This window comes from Novosphingobium sp. TK46 (assembly GCF_055361525.1).
This window is the reverse complement of the sequence record NZ_CM143963.1, coordinates 2,365,079-2,383,622: the sequence shown is the minus strand read 5'-3', so window position 1 is coordinate 2,383,622 and position 18,544 is coordinate 2,365,079. Positions and strand designations below refer to the sequence as shown.

General features: G+C 64.2%; 18 protein-coding genes. 3 read left to right on the top strand and 15 right to left on the bottom strand.

Annotation, left to right across the window (positions count from 1 at the left end):
• The first annotated feature begins 4 nt into the window (after window positions 1–4).
• Together ACXJ1Z_RS11380 and pnuC are read left to right on the top strand one after the other, a co-directional pair.
• Window positions 5–1,144: a phosphotransferase enzyme family protein gene (locus tag ACXJ1Z_RS11380; RefSeq protein ID WP_463781232.1), complete on the top strand. Its 1,140-nt coding sequence runs from the start codon at window positions 5–7 to the stop codon at window positions 1,142–1,144.
• A complete protein-coding gene (gene pnuC, locus ACXJ1Z_RS11375; protein ID WP_463776759.1) occupies window positions 1,144–1,710 on the top strand; it encodes a nicotinamide riboside transporter PnuC in 567 nt (188 codons plus the stop codon). The genes ACXJ1Z_RS11380 and pnuC overlap by 1 nt, the downstream gene beginning before the upstream one ends.
• Before the next feature lie 7 nt (window positions 1,711–1,717).
• On the opposite strand, the gene ACXJ1Z_RS11370 is transcribed toward pnuC, so the two are convergent.
• The 12 genes from ACXJ1Z_RS11370 to cpaB all read right to left on the bottom strand — a co-directional run bounded on the left by ACXJ1Z_RS11370 (window position 1,718) and on the right by cpaB (window position 13,109).
• Window positions 1,718–2,575, bottom strand: coding sequence for a response regulator (locus ACXJ1Z_RS11370; protein WP_463776757.1), 858 nt, complete (start codon window positions 2,573–2,575; stop codon window positions 1,718–1,720).
• 282 nt (window positions 2,576–2,857) lie between these two features.
• Window positions 2,858–3,331 carry an A24 family peptidase gene (locus ACXJ1Z_RS11365; RefSeq protein ID WP_463776756.1) on the bottom strand — a complete coding sequence of 158 codons (474 nt, stop codon included), beginning with the start codon at window positions 3,329–3,331 and terminating at the stop codon, window positions 2,858–2,860.
• Entirely contained in the window at window positions 3,332–3,766 is a 435-nt protein-coding gene (locus ACXJ1Z_RS11360; protein ID WP_463776754.1) for a TadE/TadG family type IV pilus assembly protein, read from the bottom strand.
• Window positions 3,767–3,780: 14 nt separating this feature from the next.
• Window positions 3,781–3,957: a Flp family type IVb pilin gene (locus tag ACXJ1Z_RS11355; RefSeq protein ID WP_463776753.1), complete on the bottom strand. Its 177-nt coding sequence runs from the start codon at window positions 3,955–3,957 to the stop codon at window positions 3,781–3,783.
• A gap of 151 nt (window positions 3,958–4,108) precedes the next feature.
• Window positions 4,109–5,932: a TadG family pilus assembly protein gene (locus tag ACXJ1Z_RS11350; RefSeq protein WP_463776752.1), complete on the bottom strand. Its 1,824-nt coding sequence runs from the start codon at window positions 5,930–5,932 to the stop codon at window positions 4,109–4,111.
• Complete coding sequence (locus ACXJ1Z_RS11345; RefSeq protein WP_463776751.1) at window positions 5,929–6,630, bottom strand: tetratricopeptide repeat protein; 702 nt, start codon at window positions 6,628–6,630, stop codon at window positions 5,929–5,931. The genes ACXJ1Z_RS11350 and ACXJ1Z_RS11345 overlap by 4 nt, the downstream gene beginning before the upstream one ends.
• Window positions 6,627–7,532, bottom strand: a complete 906-nt coding sequence (locus tag ACXJ1Z_RS11340; RefSeq protein ID WP_463776749.1) for a type II secretion system F family protein — start codon at window positions 7,530–7,532, stop codon at window positions 6,627–6,629. The genes ACXJ1Z_RS11345 and ACXJ1Z_RS11340 overlap by 4 nt, the downstream gene beginning before the upstream one ends.
• On the bottom strand, window positions 7,532–8,440 hold the full coding sequence (locus ACXJ1Z_RS11335; RefSeq protein WP_463776747.1) for a type II secretion system F family protein: 909 nt from the start codon (window positions 8,438–8,440) through the stop codon (window positions 7,532–7,534). The genes ACXJ1Z_RS11340 and ACXJ1Z_RS11335 overlap by 1 nt, the downstream gene beginning before the upstream one ends.
• A complete protein-coding gene (locus ACXJ1Z_RS11330; protein WP_463776746.1) occupies window positions 8,434–9,792 on the bottom strand; it encodes a TadA family conjugal transfer-associated ATPase in 1,359 nt (452 codons plus the stop codon). Before ACXJ1Z_RS11330 ends, ACXJ1Z_RS11335 begins: the two co-directional genes overlap by 7 nt.
• Complete coding sequence (locus ACXJ1Z_RS11325) at window positions 9,789–10,955, bottom strand: CpaE/TadZ family protein (RefSeq protein WP_463776744.1); 1,167 nt, start codon at window positions 10,953–10,955, stop codon at window positions 9,789–9,791. Before ACXJ1Z_RS11325 ends, ACXJ1Z_RS11330 begins: the two co-directional genes overlap by 4 nt.
• Window position 10,956: 1 nt before the next feature.
• Window positions 10,957–12,156 (bottom strand): type II and III secretion system protein family protein, encoded by a 1,200-nt coding sequence (locus tag ACXJ1Z_RS11320; RefSeq protein WP_463776743.1) that lies wholly within the window; start codon window positions 12,154–12,156, stop codon window positions 10,957–10,959.
• On the bottom strand, window positions 12,153–13,109 hold the full coding sequence (gene cpaB / locus ACXJ1Z_RS11315) for a Flp pilus assembly protein CpaB (protein WP_463776742.1): 957 nt from the start codon (window positions 13,107–13,109) through the stop codon (window positions 12,153–12,155). Before cpaB ends, ACXJ1Z_RS11320 begins: the two co-directional genes overlap by 4 nt.
• A gap of 633 nt (window positions 13,110–13,742) precedes the next feature.
• Here cpaB and ACXJ1Z_RS11310 point away from each other — a divergent pair.
• Entirely contained in the window at window positions 13,743–14,855 is a 1,113-nt protein-coding gene (locus tag ACXJ1Z_RS11310; protein ID WP_463776741.1) for a sensor histidine kinase, read from the top strand.
• A 21-nt stretch (window positions 14,856–14,876) separates the two neighbouring features.
• Here ACXJ1Z_RS11310 and ACXJ1Z_RS11305 read toward each other — a convergent pair whose 3' ends face one another.
• The 3 genes from ACXJ1Z_RS11305 to ACXJ1Z_RS11295 all read right to left on the bottom strand — a co-directional run bounded on the left by ACXJ1Z_RS11305 (window position 14,877) and on the right by ACXJ1Z_RS11295 (window position 17,903).
• A complete protein-coding gene (locus ACXJ1Z_RS11305; RefSeq protein ID WP_463776740.1) occupies window positions 14,877–15,737 on the bottom strand; it encodes a sensor histidine kinase in 861 nt (286 codons plus the stop codon).
• 52 nt (window positions 15,738–15,789) lie between these two features.
• Window positions 15,790–16,173 carry a response regulator gene (locus ACXJ1Z_RS11300; protein ID WP_463776738.1) on the bottom strand — a complete coding sequence of 128 codons (384 nt, stop codon included), beginning with the start codon at window positions 16,171–16,173 and terminating at the stop codon, window positions 15,790–15,792.
• Window positions 16,174–16,445: 272 nt separating this feature from the next.
• The gene (locus ACXJ1Z_RS11295) at window positions 16,446–17,903 is read right to left on the bottom strand and encodes a hypothetical protein (protein WP_463776737.1); all 1,458 of its coding nucleotides are present in this window, start codon (window positions 17,901–17,903) and stop codon (window positions 16,446–16,448) included.
• Window positions 17,904–18,544 lie beyond the last annotated feature (641 nt).

Sequence of the window (18,544 nt, the reverse complement as noted above, 5' to 3'; positions counted from 1 at the left end):
CGCGATGTCGGCCAGCGACCATCTCGTGCACGGCATGGGGACCGCACTCGAGGCGCCGACATGGCCCGCGATATCTCCGGTGCAAGCGCAGAAGATCCTGGCTGGCTTTGACGAAGCGGGGCCGTTCGAGACACTGAGCTGGCACTCGCCCCGCCCCTTCTCCGCCGCAGCGCTTGTCCACACCGATCGGGGCGAGTTCGTACTCAAGCGCCATCATCACCGACTGCGCTCGCCAGCCGCCCTCGCCCCCGAGCATGCGTTCATGGCTCATCTGCGCTGCGCCGGTCTGTCGGTCCCCGAAGTCATGCTCACCCATGAGGGCGTCGGCGCGATCGCCAATAACGGTTGGACCTACGAACTGCATCGCAAGGCCGCCGGTCTCGATGTCTATCGCGACCGGCCATCGTGGACACCGTTCCTGAACCATGGCGATGCTTTTGGCGCCGGCAAGGCATTGGCCCTGCTGCATCTCGCCGCACGCGGTTTCGACGCGCCCGATCGCGCCCCGGATCCGCTGATCGCCAGCTTCACGATCCTTCCTGCGCCGGATCCTCTCGCTGCGGCACAGACGTATATCGCGCGACGGCCCGCGCTTGCCCGCTTCCTTGCCGGCAAACCCTGGCGCATGCAGCTCGGGCGGCTGTTGGCCATGGCCGACCCTAGCCTTGGCGAGCGATTGCGCTGCCAGTCACCGATGTGGACCCACAACGACTGGCATCCATCGAACCTGCTGTGGTCCGCCGACGGCACCGTCACCACCGTTTTCGATTTCGGCGTGGCGACACGGACGTGTGCAGCACATGACCTGGCAACCGCGATAGAGCGCACCGCTGTTCCATGGCTGTCTTTGCATGATGGCAGCTTGAGCCAGCCCATCGACGTCACCGCCGCCACACACCTCGTGGCGGGCTATCGAACGGTACTGCCGCTCACCCAGGACGATATCACCACCGTCGCCTTGCTCCTGCCGCTGGTGCATCTCGAATTCGCGCTGTCCGAAATCGACTATTTTGCCGGCATAGTCGGCGATTATGCGCAGGCAGAAATCGCCTGGCAGCGATATGCTGTCGATCATGCGGATTGGTTCGGATCGCCGGCAGGCCAGCAGTTCCTCGAGCAATTCAGCTGCGAAGTCCGGATCTGATGTCGACGCTCGAGATCATTGCCGTCGCGATCAGCTTCGCAGGCATCTGGCTGACCGCCCGCCGCTCATTGCTGTGCTGGCCGGTCAGCCTGCTGGCCTGTGCACTGTACTTCAAGATCTTCCTCGACGTGCGTCTCTATGCCGACATGATCCTGCAAGCCTTGTTCGGTGCCACCTTGCTCTATGGCTGGGTCGTGTGGGCCAGGGGCAAGCAGACGACGGGGGACGTCGTGGTCAAGCCATTGCACCCCAAAGCGGGACTGCTCGCCCTGGCGGTCGGCGGCGTGGGGGCCCTTGCGGTCGGGTCGATCACCAGCCGCTACACCGATGCGGCGTTAGCCTGGATGGATGCGGCGCTCAGCAGTTTCAGCCTGGTGGCGCAGTACTGGACGGCACGCCGCCATGCCGCGAGCTGGCTGCTGTGGATCGCGCTTGATGCGCTCTATGTCGGCATGTTCATAATCAAGGGCCTGTGGCTTACCGCCGGTCTTTACGCAGCGATGATCGTGCTCGCCGTATTCGGCTATCGCCATTGGCAAGCTTCCCGCCGGACCAGGCCTGCCTAGCGTGTGGTCACGCCTTGCTGCGGCTGATCTGATCGGCGACGTAATCCAGAAGCGGCTGCTCGAACTTCGAATTGATCACCAGGAAATGGCGCCGACGATCGTGTTCGTCGGGTAGGCGGCACAGCACTTCCTCTCCGACAAGCCGGCGAACCAGGCGCAGGGCCGTGCTCATCGGCGCTCCCGAGGCGATGCACGCGCTCGATACCGATATGCGCCGCCCTTCGATCTTGGCCAGCAGCAGGTCCAGGAGCATCGCCCAGGTGGGATCGCCGAACAGATCACCGCCCCCGATCTCACGGCGTTTCGCTTCGCGGCGAAGCTGGTCGCGGATAAAGGCGTTCATGCTCGATGGATCGACGTCGGCGCCCTCGCCTTGCGATACCTCGCCGGCGTCCGCTTTCGGCGCCGGCTCGGGTTCGTCCATCAGCATCGCCAGCCGCTGCAGTTCGGCGCTGAGATTGGAAATTTTGTCGAGCAACGCATCGCGCGCCGGCACAGTCGGCCGCAAGCCGCTGAGACGTTGCAAGGCGGCGCGCAGTTGTGGTTGCGTGATCGGCTTTTCAAGGAAGTCGACCACCGACGCGCGCACCGCACTGATGGCGATGTCCTTCGTCGCGTAGCCGGTCGCCATGATGAAGTTGAGCGATCGCCCCTGCTCTTCGGCCTTTAGCGTCAGATCATGGATCAGGGTAATTCCGTTGCTCTCCGGCAGATTGTAGTCGACGATCGCGATCGACACGTCGTTCTCCAGGAACACGGCCATGGCATCGACGACACTGTGGGTGACGAGCGGATCGTAGCCGAGTTGGCGCAAGCTGAACGCGCACTCGAGACACCAATCACGATCGTCATCGACGATGAGCACCGGCTCACCCGCCTCGCGCGAATGCGATGTCTTTTCGCCGCGTTCTGCCGGAATGGAATTTGCATCCGGGCTGATGCCCGCCGCAGGTCGGGCAGTCGGTTTCTCGGATTTTACTACCGGAACCGAGGCCTCCGGTAGTAACCCATCGTCCTGCGCCGGCGTGCCGGGGTTGGCAGGCTGATCGCCGTCAATTTCTGTTCTATCTGGTCCGACGAGGGACCATAACCTCGTGCGCCAACTAGAAGTCATTCAGATGTATACCAATCCTATAATTTATTACCATCAAGCAATCAAGTTATCAAAAGATAAGTTTTGATACAAAGTGGAAATTATCAACGAAAATACGACTACGAGCACCGATACCGGACGTGAGGCAGCTTTGCTGATGCGCCTCCATACCGCAATGGCAAATATCACGATAATCGATATAGCCAGCATTAAACCCATACTTGATAGATCGAGCCAAGTGGCACCAGCGGCCATAAGTTTGATCTGACCGCCTGTCAGAACCCACAGCCGCAGCTTCCTTCGTAACAAGGCGGTAAGCCCGCCAACCACCACGATGATGCCCAGCGCACTCACGATCGCCGATCCAACCGCAGGCAACCCGCCCGTCCACGCGCTTATCGCCAACCCGCATCCTGCGATTACCGCCAGGAGTGCGTCAGGCAGACGGCGCCCTTCGAGGGACATGACCGCGATCGGAATGAGAAGCACCGTTAACACGGCCAACGTAAAATATCCACCCGCGACCATTTAATATCCTCCGTTGGTGACCAGAACGCTCGCCTGCACGGTCTTGTCTGGTAGCGGGACGAAGCCACCATATCGCATGATCGGGCTATTGCTCATGTCGTAGGTGACGGTTACCTTGAACACGCCCAGGCTGTCGGGCGCGGCTGATACCTGAGGCAGATTGCCACCCAGCAGCGACCCGTAATTGCCCAGCACCTGCCCTGCTCGCGTCTGTGCGAGCGTCATGCGCTCGGCGGTGGAGAGGCCCGCCATCGCCGCCCTCGCCCCTTCCGAGGCCGCCTGTCGTACACCGATCACGGCGGTGAAATAGATCGAGTACACGATCACCCCGAACGCGATCATCAGCAGCCCCGGAGCGAGCAGCGCGAACTCCACCGCCGCAATGCCGCGCCGGCTTGTTCTCAACGAGCGCGTGAAGTGGGTAATGCCACGCATCGGCGGCGCCTCGCTCAAGGAGTAGTATCAAACAAAGATTTGAAGGCCAATCCGAGATCGGTCTTAAACTCCGTTCCTACAGCGACTATAGCAGCGACAACAATAGCACCAAGAACTGCGTATTCAACCGCAGTAAGCCCCCGATCATCTGATGCCAGGCGTGCGAAGAATTTACGGACGGTATCAATCATAATCTTTTCCTTCCTCCTGTGAATTAGGCGGCGCCGACTGGAGGTTGTCTTCGGCACCACGATTGGTTCGCTCCACTACGAGCAGAAGGCCATCGCGCTTGACGGGCTCATCGCTCTGACAAGACGGTTCGCTCCACCACCTCCTTGCTGATCAAATCAGAACCGGCACGCCGCACCGGACGCCGGTCGTCCAGACGGTCGCGTGGCCAAGCTCTATCCCCAAAGCCGCCAACACGTTGTCGAGCAGCGGATCGGCGACATTGCCCAGCAACGAGCCGGTGCGATCCAAAACGGTCTTCAGGTTGGCCAATGCGGCGGTGTCGGGGTTCACGCATAACAACGAGCCGACGGCGCAAGCCCGTAAACTGTTCGATGCGAGCAAGCTGTTGGACAAGGCGCTGACCGTCGAGCCGACCATTCCCCGGTTACCCACCACGACGCCCGTACCAGCGGCTTCGGGAGCGCCGATCACAGCCGGGCCGCCACGCCCGAAGATCGCCACGGAGTTGCTGGCGCCGACGACCGGCTTGACGATCACCTTCCCCTGCAATGTCGCCAGAGGAATGCCGACCAAGCTGAGCTTGAAAAAATCGGCGTTCTTGAAATCCGAATCCTGCAATGTCGGCATCTGCTTCGATACCTTGCCGGGATTCATCAGTTCGCCCACGTAGCCGTTCACCAGGCCCGACTTGGTGTTGATCCTGACAAGGGTCTGGCCTTTCTGCTCGGCCTGGCCTGCGCATTCGATCCCGCCGCCCGCGATCTCCGCCTCGGCCGCCGCCACGTCGAGAACCAGCGGGACATGCGCTTTGGCGTCGAGGATGCCGGGTATGCCCAGGTTCACCAGTTCGACATCCAGCTGCAGCCGCAGCATCGACGTGCCGACACGGGTTTCACCGGCCGGACCGAAGGCGAAGCGGGGCCGATCCGGCAAACCGCTGGCTACAGCTTTGACTTGCACGGTGCTGTTGGGGGCCGCCAGGCTCACGAGTTTCGATGCGTCGATCACACCGGGGCCCGCCTGCGCGGTGTACGTCACAAGTTGATAAGCATTCAGGCCCGCGCGCAGCGCCGGTCGCACGCTCGATCCGCCGACGGGCATGTTCTTCCACACGCCAAGGCCAAACAGGGGGACACCGTTCTGGGTGAACGGCACCTTGTAGGCATTTCCGGCGACACCGCCGATTGTGCGCAGCGCGGCGGCGGTCGCGGGGTTGTAAGCTGCGTCGGCGGCGGCCAACGTGATGTCCTGCATCCCATACGTGCCTTGCATCAGTTGGCTGTAGGTGCCGGTCCGACCGGTGCGGCTGGCAAGCGCATCGAAGAATTTCCCGGCATCGACGTTACCGCCCATCAAGGCTTCGACGTCAGCGGTGCTCAGGCGCAGTTTGATCCCAAGCAGGGTACCGAGCAGATCGTTGACCGAATTCAACAATGTGTTGGTAACGGTCAGCAGCCCGGACGTGATCGTGATGCCGGCTTCATCGATGCGGGCGGCGCTGGCGGTCGCGGTCAGATCGGGAATGGCGCCGGACATGCCGATCACGCCCGTCAGGAAGTGTCGGCTCGGCTTCCCGGTGGTCAGGCGAACCGCGTTCTGCGCCGAGCTGCCGGGACAGTCGGCGAGGTTGCTGGCGGTGACGAAGCGCGATCCGGCCGGGTATCTGGGGTCGATGTTGGCGCAATAGTAGCCGACCTGCCAGGTCTTCAGCACGGATGCGGGATAGCCGTTCCTGACGAGGTAATCGGTCGCGCGCTGGCGTGCCTGCGCGGGGTTCACTGCAGCCGACAAGGCTGCGGCTTCGGTCGCGGAACGCAGATCGGCGTTGCCGAGATAGTACAGGCCGACATCGAGCGCGAGACCGGCAGCCCCCAGCAGCGAGATGGCGAGGACGGCGACCGCCGGCGCGACGACGCCACCCTCATCGTCGCGCAACCGCCGCAGCCGGCAGACGGACGACACCAGCCGCTTCATTGCACGATCGCTTCGCTGGCGCGGCGCGGCGCGGGCAACCGAGCCGCCTCGGCCGCAAGTCGGTTGCCCAATCGCAGGCGCTCGGAGCTGTCGCGAACGCGCGCGAACAGCGCGGTCGCCTCGTCGATCCGTCCGGACGCGGTCAGCGCCAGCGCGAGGTTGTTGCGCACGACATCATGGCCTTGCGCGATGTCGGGAGCGAGATCGAGCGCGCGTTTCAGCGTCTCGACGGCCTGTTCGGCCTGACCGGTCCGCAACTGGGCATAGCCGAGTGCATTGCCGATGAGCGGATCGGCTGGACTGGCGGCCTGCGCGGCGATGTAGGCGGTGACCGCCTCGCCCCAACGATCCTGCGCCGCAAGCACATGGCCGCGCACCGCCAACGCCTCGCCGCTTCGATCGCTCGCGGGGATCTGCGTTGCGGCGGCTTGCGCCTGATCGATCTGGCCAAGGTCGAGCAGGCAGTTGACCCGCAGGATCCGCGCTTCGCGATCATCGGGATAGTGACGCGCGAAATCGTCCAGATACGCCAGCGCAGCGCGCGCCTTGCCGTCGACGCGTGCTTGTCGGATCAGCGAGAGATAGAGCGTGCGGGTAGAGCCGACGTTCGCATCGGGATCGGCAGGGCGGGCGATCGCGGAGGAACCCGCCGACAAAGCCAGCGCGATGGCCAGCACCGTGACGCGTGCAAGGCTCATTTGGCAGTTCCCACACCGGACAACGTGTCGAGGATCGCGGCCACCGGCGGCCCTGCCAGCACGATGAACAGCGCGGGCATGAAAAAGATCAGCATGAGGATGACCATGCGAACGGTGATCGTCCCGATCGCTTCCTTCGCGCGCATGACCCGGCGTTGCGAGAACTCCCGGATGAACTCACGCAAGGCGGGCACCAGTTCCATGCCCTGGAACATCGATTGCCGGAACAGCGAAGCCAGTTCCTTGGCACCGTTGACGTCGACCCGCGCCGCCCAGCGTTCGAAGGCAAGCTGGTAATCCTGCCCGCGATCCAGATCCTCGACCAGCAAACCCATGATATGAGCATGGCTGGGCACGGTCGCTCGTTCGTCCCGCGCGATGCCGCGAAACACCTGATCGAGCGAAACGCCGCTTTCCAGCATCATCAGCATGAGGTCGAGCAGGAAGGGGAATTCGGCGAGCAACACGCGCTCGCGCCGACTTGCCCGCATAAGCAAGACGTACTTGGCGGCGATCCACGACAGACCGAACAGCGCCAGCGCGAAAAGCGACGCCTTCATCATGCTGCCGCCCGTCAGTCGCACCGCCACGAAGGTCAGCGCGGAGACCGACACCGCGCCTACGAAACGCAGCCACACGAACAGCTCTACCGCCCGAGGTTGCATGTAGCCCGCGCGTCGCAAGCCCCTCTCGATCTCGGCCAGATCCTTGCCACGCGCCAGCAGTGCGCGTGGGACACGCAAGCTGCGGCGGCGGCCGCCCGGCTGCTTGACGCCGACGAGCGCCTGCCCCTCGATCCGTTCGCGCAGGACCACGTCCATTTGCAACCAGCGCAGCCCGACGACGGTGACCACGATGCACGCGGCGCTGAGCGCGAAAAGGATGATGCTGCCGATCGGCATCAGAACTCAAGCCTCAGCATGCGGCGGATGATGAGGATGCCCGATCCTTCGAGCCCCGCAGCGGCGAGCGAGAGCGTCTTGCCCCGTTCGTCTGAAACGAAGAATTCGATGTAGGCCGGGTTCATCAATACCAGCAGCGCCATCGCCAGCAGCGGCATGGCGATCAGCACGCGCGAACTGACTTTCGCCTCCGAGGTGGCCGCGACGAGCTCGCGCCGGATCCGGACGCGCTCGCGCAGAATATGCGCCAGGTTATGGAACGCGCTGGCGATCGAGCCGCCATAGCGCAAGTTGGTCCGGATCGCGGCCGCCAGCATCGAAACCTCGGGCACCTGCAGGCGGTCGGCCATCTGCTGCATGGTTTCGCCGACGGGCGCGCCCAGCGCGAGCCGGCGTGCGGCCGGCGCGAAGTAGCTTTTCAGGGCATCGGGCGCGTCGGCAAGCGCTCGCTCCAGCGCTTGCGACAGCGAATTGCCCACCGCCTGCAACTGCCGCACGGTGTCGAGGTATAGCGGCATCGCTTCGGCGAGCGCCTCGACCCGCTTGCGCGCGCGGGCGCTCAGCCAGCTATGGGCCGCCAGCGGCAAGCCGATCAGCAGCACCAGCGTCGCCTCCGGCCCCAGGACCAGCAAGATGATCCACGCGGCAAGCAGCACGCTCATGCCGATGATGCGCAGGATCGTTCCGGTAAGCTCGAGCTGCGCCTGCACCAGCAGCGGTGCGAGCCGGTCGGGCACCGAGATCGCCACCAGCGGACGCGTCGCCGGTGCGGCCATTCCGGACGAGCCGATCGCACCCAGCCGACGCTCGATCAGCGCCAGTTCGCGGCCGCGTTCGCCCAGCCAGTGCACCACCAGCACGCCGATGATCAGCAACGCCAGGGCGAGATAGGCCAGCCCCTTCACCATGCCGATGCACTGCCATCGTCGGCAGTCAGCACCGGCATCGTGTAATCTTGCAGGCGCGCGGCATGAAAGGGGCGCGGCGACATGGTCTTGAACACGCCCTCGCCCGAACCGGGCACGTGCTCTTCGAAGTGAAACAGCTCGTTGAGCGAGAACGTCTCGGCCTCGACCCCGGTGACCTCCGCGACGGACGTGACCCGGCGTGAGCCGTTGGACAGGCGCTGGATGTTGACGATGACGTGGATCGAATTGGCGACGAAGCGGCGTACGGCGCGCACGTCGTTCTGCTGTCCGGCAAACCCCAGCAGCATCTCCAGCCGCGACAGCGCATCGCGCGGGGTATTGCCGTGGAGGGTGGCCATCGAGCCGTCGTGCCCGGTGGACATCGCCTGCAGCATTTCGACCGCCTCGACACCGCGAACCTCCCCCAGGATGATCCGGTCCGGCCGCATACGCAGCGCGTTGCGCAACAAGTCGCGCGCGCTGACCTCGCGGCTACCATCGACGTTGGGAGGCCGCGTTTCCAGCCGCACGACATGCTCCTGCCGTAGCTGCAACTCGGCCGCGTCCTCGATCGTGACCAGCCGCTCCTTGTTGCTGATGCAGCTCGACAGGACATTGAGCAGGGTCGACTTGCCCGCCCCGGTGCCGCCACAGATCAGGATGTTGAGCCGGCTTCGGACGGCGCTCGACAGATAGGCGGCCATCGTCGCGCTCATCGTGCCGGCGGCGACACAGTCTTCCATGCTCAACTGCTGCAGCCGGAACTTGCGGATCGAGACCAGCGGGCCGTCCAGCGCGATCGGCGGGATGACGATGTTGACGCGGCTGCCATCGGCAAGCCGGGCATCGACGAACGGCGTAGCCTCGTCCACGCGCCGACCGATCGGACCGACGATGCGCTGGATGATGTTCATCAGATGCGCATCGTTGCGAAAACGAGTGTCGACCCGGCTCAGCACGCCGCCACGCTCGGCATAGATCGTGTTCGCGCCGTTGACGATGATATCGTCCACGGTAGAGTCTCGCAGCAGCGGCGCCAGAGGGCCGAGGCCGATGACCTCGTCGATCACGTCCTCGATCAGCAGCAGGCGCTCCGCGCTGTTGAGCGCAAGCTGGCCGCGTCGGCTGCGGCTGTTGATCACCTGTTCGATCTCATAGCGCAGGCCGCGCTCCTCCAGCAGCTCGGCGGTCATGCCCTGCGCCTCGAGATGCTCGATGACTTGCGCGCAGGCTTGCGCCTTTACCGTCTGGTAGCTGTCGCTCATCCGCTGCGCCGATGGCGGTGATACGGTCGTTCGGCGCGGCGCGGTCAGCGTGGTTGCCTGCGTGGCTTCGCTGGTAAGCAGGCTCATGCGCCACGCTCCACCGATTGCAGGAACTTGCGCTTCATTTTCTCGATGCCGGCCATCGCCCCCTTGACCGGGGCGTTACGCCCGATCGCTCGCCGCACCGCATGCATGTAGGCGCCGCCGTCGCGCTCGGTCATCAGCGGACGGCCCGCATTCAGCGCATTGCGCATGCGTACCCGGTCGAGGGGGATCGCGATCGTCGGCTCAATGCTAAGCACTTCGGCCATGCGCCGACCGTCGAGCAGGACGCGCGGGTCATGGTCCCACACCATCAGCCGCATCCGCTCCGCGCTGGCGGTATCCAGTCCGATCCGGTCGAGCAGGCGGCGCGTCGCATCCAGCTCGCGGATCGACTGGCTGCACACCACCTCGATCGCCTGCGCCTGCGACGCGAGTTCGCGCAGTAGCCCACCGTTGCGCAGCGAACCCGCGCACAGAACTATATGCCCACAGCTGGATCGCAGCAGTTGCACCAGGCCGACGATGTCGTTCGGCCCGATCCCGACCGGCTCGGCTCCAAGGCCGCCATCGAGCGTCAGCAGGCCCAGCCCGCTACGCTCGTGACGTGCCAGCGAGTTGGCGAGCAGGCTGGCGTCGAGCCGGTCGATATCGGCGACAGCGGCAGCAAGCCCGTAGTCGACCTTGAGATCGAGATAGGCTTCGGCCGTGCTGGAAGGCAGCGTGCAATCGACCAGCAGCGTGGGCACCTGCGCCAGACTGTGCGCCAGCGCCATGTCGGTCGCGAGCAGCGCGGTCGCCTCCTCGTCGGTGCCCAGCACCAGTGTCAGGCGGGCCAATCGCCCCAGCGACGCCATCGCACTGTTGAGCACGCGGGTCAGGGTGCCGGCGATCTCCGCCCCGCTGGCGCCGCGCGGCAGCACGTCGGATGCGCCCGAGCGGATCGCCTGCAGCACGGGTCCGGCATACCAGTCCTCGGTCGCGACCACGATCGCGCGCCCTTGTGCCGACTGCGCCAATTCACCCAGCACGCTGGTCAAGGTGCGGTCGGCGGGAATGGAGGCGTGGTCGAGCACGACGATGCCGGGTCCATCGAGCGCGGCATCGTCGAGCGAGTGGACCATCTCGATGGGTACGTGGTCGCCCATCGCTTCCGAGATCCGCTTGCACAAGGTGCGATCGACCGAGAGGAGGTGGATGCGGGCCATATCAGCGCCTCACCACGCCGAAGTCCGACACGGCTTTCTCTACACCGTCACCACCCAGGATCATCTGCCCGATCGAAGGATCGAGCGCTGCCGGGTTGGTCAACTGCGGCCTTTCCGAGTTCGCCTCGACCAATCGCGGGGTTGCCACGATGATCAGCTCCTGGCGTTCCTTCTGGTTTTGCTGCCGCTTAAAGAATGCACCAAGCACCGGCACGTCGCCCAAAAGCGGCACCTTGTCCTTCGTGACGGAGCTGTTGGTGTAGTTCAGTCCGGCGATGACGAAGCTCTGTCCGCTGCCAAGTTCTACCGTGGTCTCCGCGGACCGTCGGCGGATACCCGGGACTACATAGCCCTGCAGCTGCACGCCGTTGCTGTAGTCGAGTTCGCTGACTTCCGGTGCGATTTTGAGGATTATGTGATCTGCGCTTAACACCCATGGGGTCACCGTCAGGCGGACCCCAAATTCCTTGTATTCGATCGAGATGGTGCTGCTGTTCAGACCGCTTGCCTGCGGGATCGGGATGGGAACCTCGCCTCCGGCAAGAAAGCTCGCTTTTTCGCCAGACCGCACGAGCAACGTCGGTTGCGCGAGTAGTTGCGAAAGGCCGTTGGTGGAAAGCGCGCTCAACACCGCGCCGATCCCGCGATTACGAGCGGATAGGAACAGATTGAACGCGCCGGCAATCGGCTGCGAACTGCCGATAGACAAGCCGCCGCTGCCAAAGGCGTAACTGCTGAGGCTGCTGGGCGAGATGACCGCGCCCTGAAGGTCACCCGAGAGCTTGCTGAAATTGAACCCCAGCGCCTTCAGCGTGGACGAGTTGACGGCGGCGAACTGCACGTCGACCGCGACGACCTTCTCACCCGGGCGCATGACGCCGGCGATCCCGTTCTGGCCGCCGGTCGCCATCCGGGGCGAAACCTGGATGCGGGATTCGCGCAGGACGCTGCCGTCTGCACCAAAGACGCTCAACGTCGTCTCTCCGGAACCTATGCCGGTAATCCGCAGCGAGCGCGAGGTGGGCGCGATAACGTCGATGACGTTCTCGGCACTCACCTCGATGCGGCCAATCGGTCGCGGGAAGTTGAGCGTACGCGCATCGTCCACCAGGAACGATTGGTCACCCGCCGCAGCCATTGCAGGCATCGGCCGCAGCGTCGCGGCGAGGACAAGCAGGCATGAACCCAGAAAGGCTTTCACTGCACGCCGCTCCCCGAATAGATCACTTCGTGATTGCCGCCCACGACAAGATCGATCGCGTGGGCCGCCGGTTCGCGACGAGCCGGTCGGGGCGCTGGCTGGGACATGACCACGCGAGGCGGCGCGGGCGCGATGGCCTGCTGCAGCGCAGGTGGCGCGGCCCTCGATGGAGAGGATGCGATCTGCGCCACCTCGACCTGATCGCGATCACCCGGATTGCGTAACGACAAGGTGAGTGAACCGACATTCTTCGCCAAAGCCAATTCGGCAACTTGCGGCGGCGTCAGCGCAAGCGTGACCGTCCGCGCCGCCTGCGTCCCGGATGGGGCCGGCGTCGAGCCTGTGGCATCAGCGATCGTCGCCGTGGCGCTCTGCTGCGTGGCCGTTCCTACAACCAGATCACCCACCGCCAAAACCGGCACCAGTTGCAGAAGCGTGCGCGCCCGACTGCTACCGTTGCCGCGCGCCCCCGAAATCGCATCCTCCCCGGGATAGACGACCTGCACGTCGACCCGGTCGCCGGGACGAACCAGGCCGGCGACGGCGATCTCGGCCGTAGTGTCGATGCTGATCGCCCGCATGCCCACCGGCACCCTGATCGCCAGGTTCGCTTCACCGCCCAGCATCGAACGCGAAATCAGCGTACCGGCTGCGATATCGCGGGTCGCCACCTTACCGATGACTTCCTGAGGCATCGCGATGCCAGAGTGACGCGACGGGTCGGCGGCGGCGTTGCGTATCATATCGGCGGTGATCGTCTCCCCGGTACGGATCGGTCGCGTGCTGGCGGCCAGAACGATCATCGGTGCGCGTTGTGGCCGGAGGTCAGCCATGACAGGCGGCACCGGATCCGACGGCGCGCGCATCAGATCGCGTACGCCAAGAGATGCAAAAGCCGTCGCCGCGACGAGACCGACCCCGATCGTCAGCTTTGCTTTTGAACCAAGGCGCATGCCACTCCCTTCGCCACTTGCGCTTACGCAACGGCAATGGGCGCTTGCAGATACCGAACGAAGCAAGGTCCACGCATTGCCGATGCGTCATGGATCGGAGCTAACATCGGTTCAGGGCGAAAGGCGCATCCAGAAGGAGCCAAAGCGAGGGGATTGCGCCTACCTGGCCGCACAAGTCTTAATGCCGGAAGTTAGGCAGTCCCGAAGCGTCGAGCATGACGTGCGCAAAACCGGGAAAGACACGCAAATTCGCAGCCGCATAACCATTAAGGCGGTCGAGGCTGGCCTGGTTCTTTTGTCGTCTTCAAGAACCGCTCCAACACGCGCACAAGCAGTAGCGGTCGTGCACAGATGCGTAATCTCCGCCTCGAGCCCGTCTTCTGGGCTCGCACGATTCGCTTCACGTTAGGGCAATCTGTTATAGGTCTAGATCGTTTACCGCGATCGGCGGATCAGGGATGAGGCGTTTTATGAACAGAGGCCTGTGGGTCACCTGCCAGTTCGTTGCATGCCTGCGGCCGCGGGATCGGCGACTGAACAAGCGACAGGCTGTCTGAATCGATGGGCCTTGCACGCTTCTGGTCCAATGCTGCCATCACGCGAGACGATACACGCCCTCATCCTTGGGCGATAATGCTAAGTGCCGCGATACTCGGGATCTGCAGCGCTCATGTCCCAATTGCCGGCGTGTTCACCGCGCCCGCGATCGGCGCCTTGCTGGCGCTCAACGCTCGCAGGCAATCGCGTATCCTGCTCGCGATCCTCATGCTCGGCTTGCTCCTCGATATAAAGACCGAGACGGCTTCGGCGTATTGGACGGTCATCGCGCTTGCCGGCTTGACCGCCTTTGCGCCACGCGGATGGGTAATGAGACTAATGTTTTTGCCACGATCGACCTGGCAGATCCTCGCAGTCCTGAGCAGCGCCAGTATCTGCGCGATGCTGCTGGGTTATGGTATCGTTCCGACGCTGCTTGCGCTGTCGATGACGTTCTGCCTGGGCGCACAAGTGACGCGTCAGATGTCGAATATCGATGCGCGTTTGCTCAACTGGGGTGACGACGGACTGTTCGCCGTAACCCGCGATCTGCTGCTGGGGCGCGTCACCCGCGGCATGCTGCATGATCTCGCCCAGCCACTTAACGTGATTTCCATGGCGAACGGCAACATGGGCTACATCGCCGAGCATCTTGCGATCGGCGAGGATGAGCGCCAGCAGTTGCTCGATCGTGTCGAACGAATTTCGCAACACACGTCCAACGCGGCCTCCATACTCAGCCTGTTCCGCTGGTTCGGTCGCGATGGCAGCGACGAAGCCGCGCAGCTATCCGTGCGCAGCGCGCTCGAGCGTGCCGTGGGCGCCACGCGATCCAACGTGCGCCATCATGACGTCGCCGTCGACGTACAGGGCAACGCGCTGGACTACATACTTACGGCGCGACACGGCTCGCTGGAAATCATCGCCGTGGCCGCGCTGCTATGCGCCTTTGCCAGCTTCATCGGGCCGGATGGCAGCAAACGGCGCGGCAGGGTCCTGCTTCATGCAACGCTTTCACCCGCTTATGTCATTGTCAGCGTGCGATGCACCGACGAAGCCGGACAACCCGTGCCGGGCAAGACGATGGATCATGCGACGATGTGGCTGGTCGAGCAGGTCGCGCACGAAGCATCGGGGGACTTTCGCTGTCTGAGGCAGTCAGTCGGCCCAGAGCGGTTCGTCATCAGGCTGGGGCGGGACGACACGTAGCCACTCCAGGCGCCGCCATGCTCAGGCGTGCGAGGGGGGCCGGACCAGAGGCATGACCACTTCCACCTCGGCGCCTTCGACGTTTCCTGCCTTGAGGGCGATGATACCCTGTGCCTTCCCGATCAACTGCCGGCAAAGGTGCAGGCCCAGTCCGGTGCCATCGTCCGCCTTGGTGGTATAGAACGGCTTGAATACGAATTTTTCGGCCGATGGCGAAAGCCCCGCGCCATTGTCGGCGATGGTGGCGCGTACATCGTCACCGCATCGTTCGATGGTGACGACGATGCGCCCCCGCCCATCCCAGCCCGCCTTGCGGCGATCGTCGATGCTTTCGATCGCATTGCGTAACAGATTGCAAAACACCTGGTCGAGTTCAAGCCGGCTGGCGGCGACAAGCAGCCCGGCCGGCGGCAATCGCCAGACGATCTGCACATCGTGGGCGTCTTGCAGAGACTCCAGAAGATGCGCGGCGTAGGCGACCGATGCAACGATATCGCCGGTATCGCACGCGTTTGCGCGTCGCGACGCGTCGAGCAACGTGTGTTGGATTATGGCCTGCGCATGCTCGACTTGCTCCGAGATACGCATCACCGAGCGGCGCACGACCTCGCGATCGAATTCTTCGCTCTCCAGGATCAGACGCAGGTTTTCGTTTGCCATCGCGATCGTGAAGAGTGGCTGGCGCAATTCGTGAGCGAGCAACCCGCCGACGTCACAAAGATCGCCAGGCCTTCCATCTGCCGCCGGTGCCTGCAACAGGCGCGCCGCTGGTTCCAGTTGGACAAGTTCCTGAACGAGTTGCAGCAACTGCGTTCTATCGAGCTTCTTGCCGACCATCTGGTCGTCCGGCCTGCCGGAGTCCGGCACGGATCGATGATCCATGCTTGAGCATGACGGCAGATCTTGCCCGTCGTCCGGCACGTAAGTCGCTCGCTCAGCCATCGACCGCGCTCAACAACTGCTTGACGGTAGCCATCAGCACTGCCGGCTGCACCGGCTTGCTCAGAACCTCAAGTCCGGAGCAGGATTCGAGGCGGTCGAGTTGCATCTCGTCGCCCGTAACGAAGAGATAGCGATAATGGCGTTCGCTGAGCGAAGGGTGCGCCTTGATCTGGCGGATGATATCGATACCGGATTCACGATCCAGTCGCACGTCACATGAGATGACGCGTATGGATGGATCACGTTCAAGCGCTTCAATCGCGCCCGGAAGGTTGGCCGCGCCTACAGCCGGGATGGCATGAAGTTGCAACAGGGTGAGAAGCTCCTCGACGATCGCCTCGACATCGTCGATGACGATTACGGTCGGTGGTTCCATCCTGGCCAGACCCTTCATCCCCTCCACTATCCCCCTCACCCGTCGTTCCATGGTGATAATAACCCCGGGTGTTCGGTATTATCATGGTCTAATTGGATATTGTGAAGACAATATGATCGGTTGGCTGGGGAGAAATACGGGTACTTGCCAATTTGAGAAGCTCGAAGAGGCAGCCACCCATGGCGGCTGCCTCTTCTCCTCGCCCCCGATTTCAGGGTTGAGGCAATGCGTGCCCGGTCATGAAATGTTGGGGCACCTGGGCACGCCTTGGATTACCTGGGCAGACCACCAAGCAGACCGCCCAGCACATGATTTCCCGGCGCTAGCGGCGCGCCCGTGTTCGGCGTGGTGCTCACCGGTCCGCCGACGACACCATTAACGATGGCGCCAACCGCTCCGGTAACCGGGGCGAGCACGGCGCCGGCGTCAGGAGCGGCTCCACCGCCGCCCACCAGTGCGCCAACCGCTCCGGTAACCGGGGCGAGCACGGCGCCGGCGTCAGGAGCGGCTCCACCGCCGCCCACCAGTGCACCGACCGCTCCGGTAACCGGGGCAAGCACGGCACCGGCGTCAGGAGCGGCTCCTCCGCCGCCCACCAGTGCGCCAACCGCTTCGGTAACCGGGGCGAGCACGGCGCCGGCATCGGGACCCGCTCCACCGCCGCCCACCAGTGCGCCGACCGCTCCCGTAACCGGAGCGAGTGCGGCGCCGGCGTCAGGACCCGCTCCACCGCCGCCCACCAGCGCGCCGACCGCTCCGGTAACCGGGGCGAGCACGGCGCCGGCATCGGGACCCGCTCCACCGCCGCCCACCAGTGCGCCGACCGCTCCCGTAACCGGAGCGAGTGCGGGAACTGCGGCTTCCGCGCCTCCGACAACTCCGTCAACAATCGTTGCGACAGCATTCGTCACCGGCGCAAGGACACTGCCTTCGCCAATCGCACCACTCAGGTTACCAACGACCGGTCCCAAAGCACCATTTACGGTATCCAGTACCGGGGCGGTCACGGTGTCGACCACCGCAGTGACTGGCGCCACAACAGGCGCCAGAACTTGATGGACTTCGGTCGTCACCGCAGTCGCCTGGCTACCGAGCAGCGAACCTGCAAGCGTCCCGACCGGGGCCAACCCGGCCTCGACACCGGCCGCGGTGGTCGGCAGCGCCACATCAACGACTTTGCCCCCCGACAAGACGTCGGCGGTCACCAGCTGACCACTCGCCAGACCGGGATTTTGCGCCAGAACATTGGCCGCGATGATGGTTTGAGTCGTGCTGGCTTCGGTCACGACAGCATTGCCGGCATTGAGCGCGACAAGCGGTCCGTCGTAAGTCGGAGCCGGTGTCGTCGATGAACCCAGCGGGGCGGCCACGGTATCGACAAGCTGGCCTACCACCGCCGTCACGGGCGCAAGTGCTCCGTCTGCAGCCACGACCGGTCCAAGGCTACCGTTCACGACACCGGTCACTGGCGTGAGCACGCCGTTCACCGTACCGGTCACCACGGCAACCGTGGGCGACAAACCGTCCGTCAGCTGCATGACTGCGCCGCCGGTCTGCTGGCCCAGCAAGGCGCCTGCAAGCGAACCAGCAGGAGCAAGCGCCTGCTGGACCTGCGATGTCGTGGTGGGCATGGTGATCTGCACCACCTTGCCGTCGCCTGTAAGCACGTCCACTGCGAAGCCATTTGGATCGGTGGTAGCCGTCGGCGGCGTAAGATTTACATCGATCAAGGTGCCAGGGCCGCTTGGTCCGACGATCGTCGAGCCGCCGATCGATATTGATCCGACCGTTCCGGTGTAGCTGCCGGTCGGACCGCTTGGCCCAGTGGGACCACCAGGGCCGGTAGGACCGCCAGGGCCCGTGGGGCCGCCGGGCCCAGTCGGACCGCCAGGGCCACTCGATCCGCCGGGGCCAGTCGATCCGCCAGGGCCAGTCGATCCGCCAGGGCCAGTCGATCCGCCAGGGCCAGTCGATCCGCCGGGGCCAGTCGATCCGCCAGGGCCGGTCGATCCGCCAGGGCCGGTCGATCCGCCAGGGCCGGTCGATCCGCCAGGGCCGGTCGATCCGCCAGGGCCGGTCGATCCGCCGGGGCCAGTCGATCCGCCGGGGCTGTTCGGCCCTGTCGATCCGCCTGGTCCCGTGGGACCGCTAGGACCATTGGCGCCCGGCCCATTGGCGCCGCTGGGACCATTCGGTCCTGCAGCATCTCCTGGACCGGTAGGTCCGCCGGGACTTGTCGATCCGTCAGGACCACTGCCGGTACCGCCGTTCGAGCCCGATGGTGCTCCACCGGTGCCCGCTCCTACACGAAAGCCGGAACCATCGGCACATGCTCCGAGGAGGAGGATCGGAATGGTTGTTGCACAGAGCA

Coding starts and splice junctions, on each gene's coding strand:
- ACXJ1Z_RS11345 (WP_463776751.1), bottom strand. CDS start 6,630: ATGAGCCTTGCACGCGTCACGGTGCTGGCCATCGCGCTGGCTTTGTCG.
- ACXJ1Z_RS11300 (WP_463776738.1), bottom strand. CDS start 16,173: ATGGAACCACCGACCGTAATCGTCATCGACGATGTCGAGGCGATCGTC.
- cpaB (WP_463776742.1), bottom strand. CDS start 13,109: ATGCGCCTTGGTTCAAAAGCAAAGCTGACGATCGGGGTCGGTCTCGTC.
- ACXJ1Z_RS11310 (WP_463776741.1), top strand. CDS start 13,743: ATGCTAAGTGCCGCGATACTCGGGATCTGCAGCGCTCATGTCCCAATT.
- ACXJ1Z_RS11355 (WP_463776753.1), bottom strand. CDS start 3,957: ATGATTGATACCGTCCGTAAATTCTTCGCACGCCTGGCATCAGATGAT.
- ACXJ1Z_RS11305 (WP_463776740.1), bottom strand. CDS start 15,737: ATGGATCATCGATCCGTGCCGGACTCCGGCAGGCCGGACGACCAGATG.
- ACXJ1Z_RS11350 (WP_463776752.1), bottom strand. CDS start 5,932: ATGAAGCGGCTGGTGTCGTCCGTCTGCCGGCTGCGGCGGTTGCGCGAC.
- ACXJ1Z_RS11335 (WP_463776747.1), bottom strand. CDS start 8,440: ATGGTGAAGGGGCTGGCCTATCTCGCCCTGGCGTTGCTGATCATCGGC.
- ACXJ1Z_RS11365 (WP_463776756.1), bottom strand. CDS start 3,331: ATGGTCGCGGGTGGATATTTTACGTTGGCCGTGTTAACGGTGCTTCTC.
- ACXJ1Z_RS11330 (WP_463776746.1), bottom strand. CDS start 9,792: ATGAGCCTGCTTACCAGCGAAGCCACGCAGGCAACCACGCTGACCGCG.
- ACXJ1Z_RS11360 (WP_463776754.1), bottom strand. CDS start 3,766: ATGCGTGGCATTACCCACTTCACGCGCTCGTTGAGAACAAGCCGGCGC.
- pnuC (WP_463776759.1), top strand. CDS start 1,144: ATGTCGACGCTCGAGATCATTGCCGTCGCGATCAGCTTCGCAGGCATC.
- ACXJ1Z_RS11380 (WP_463781232.1), top strand. CDS start 5: ATGTCGGCCAGCGACCATCTCGTGCACGGCATGGGGACCGCACTCGAG.
- ACXJ1Z_RS11325 (WP_463776744.1), bottom strand. CDS start 10,955: ATGGCCCGCATCCACCTCCTCTCGGTCGATCGCACCTTGTGCAAGCGG.
- ACXJ1Z_RS11340 (WP_463776749.1), bottom strand. CDS start 7,532: ATGCCGATCGGCAGCATCATCCTTTTCGCGCTCAGCGCCGCGTGCATC.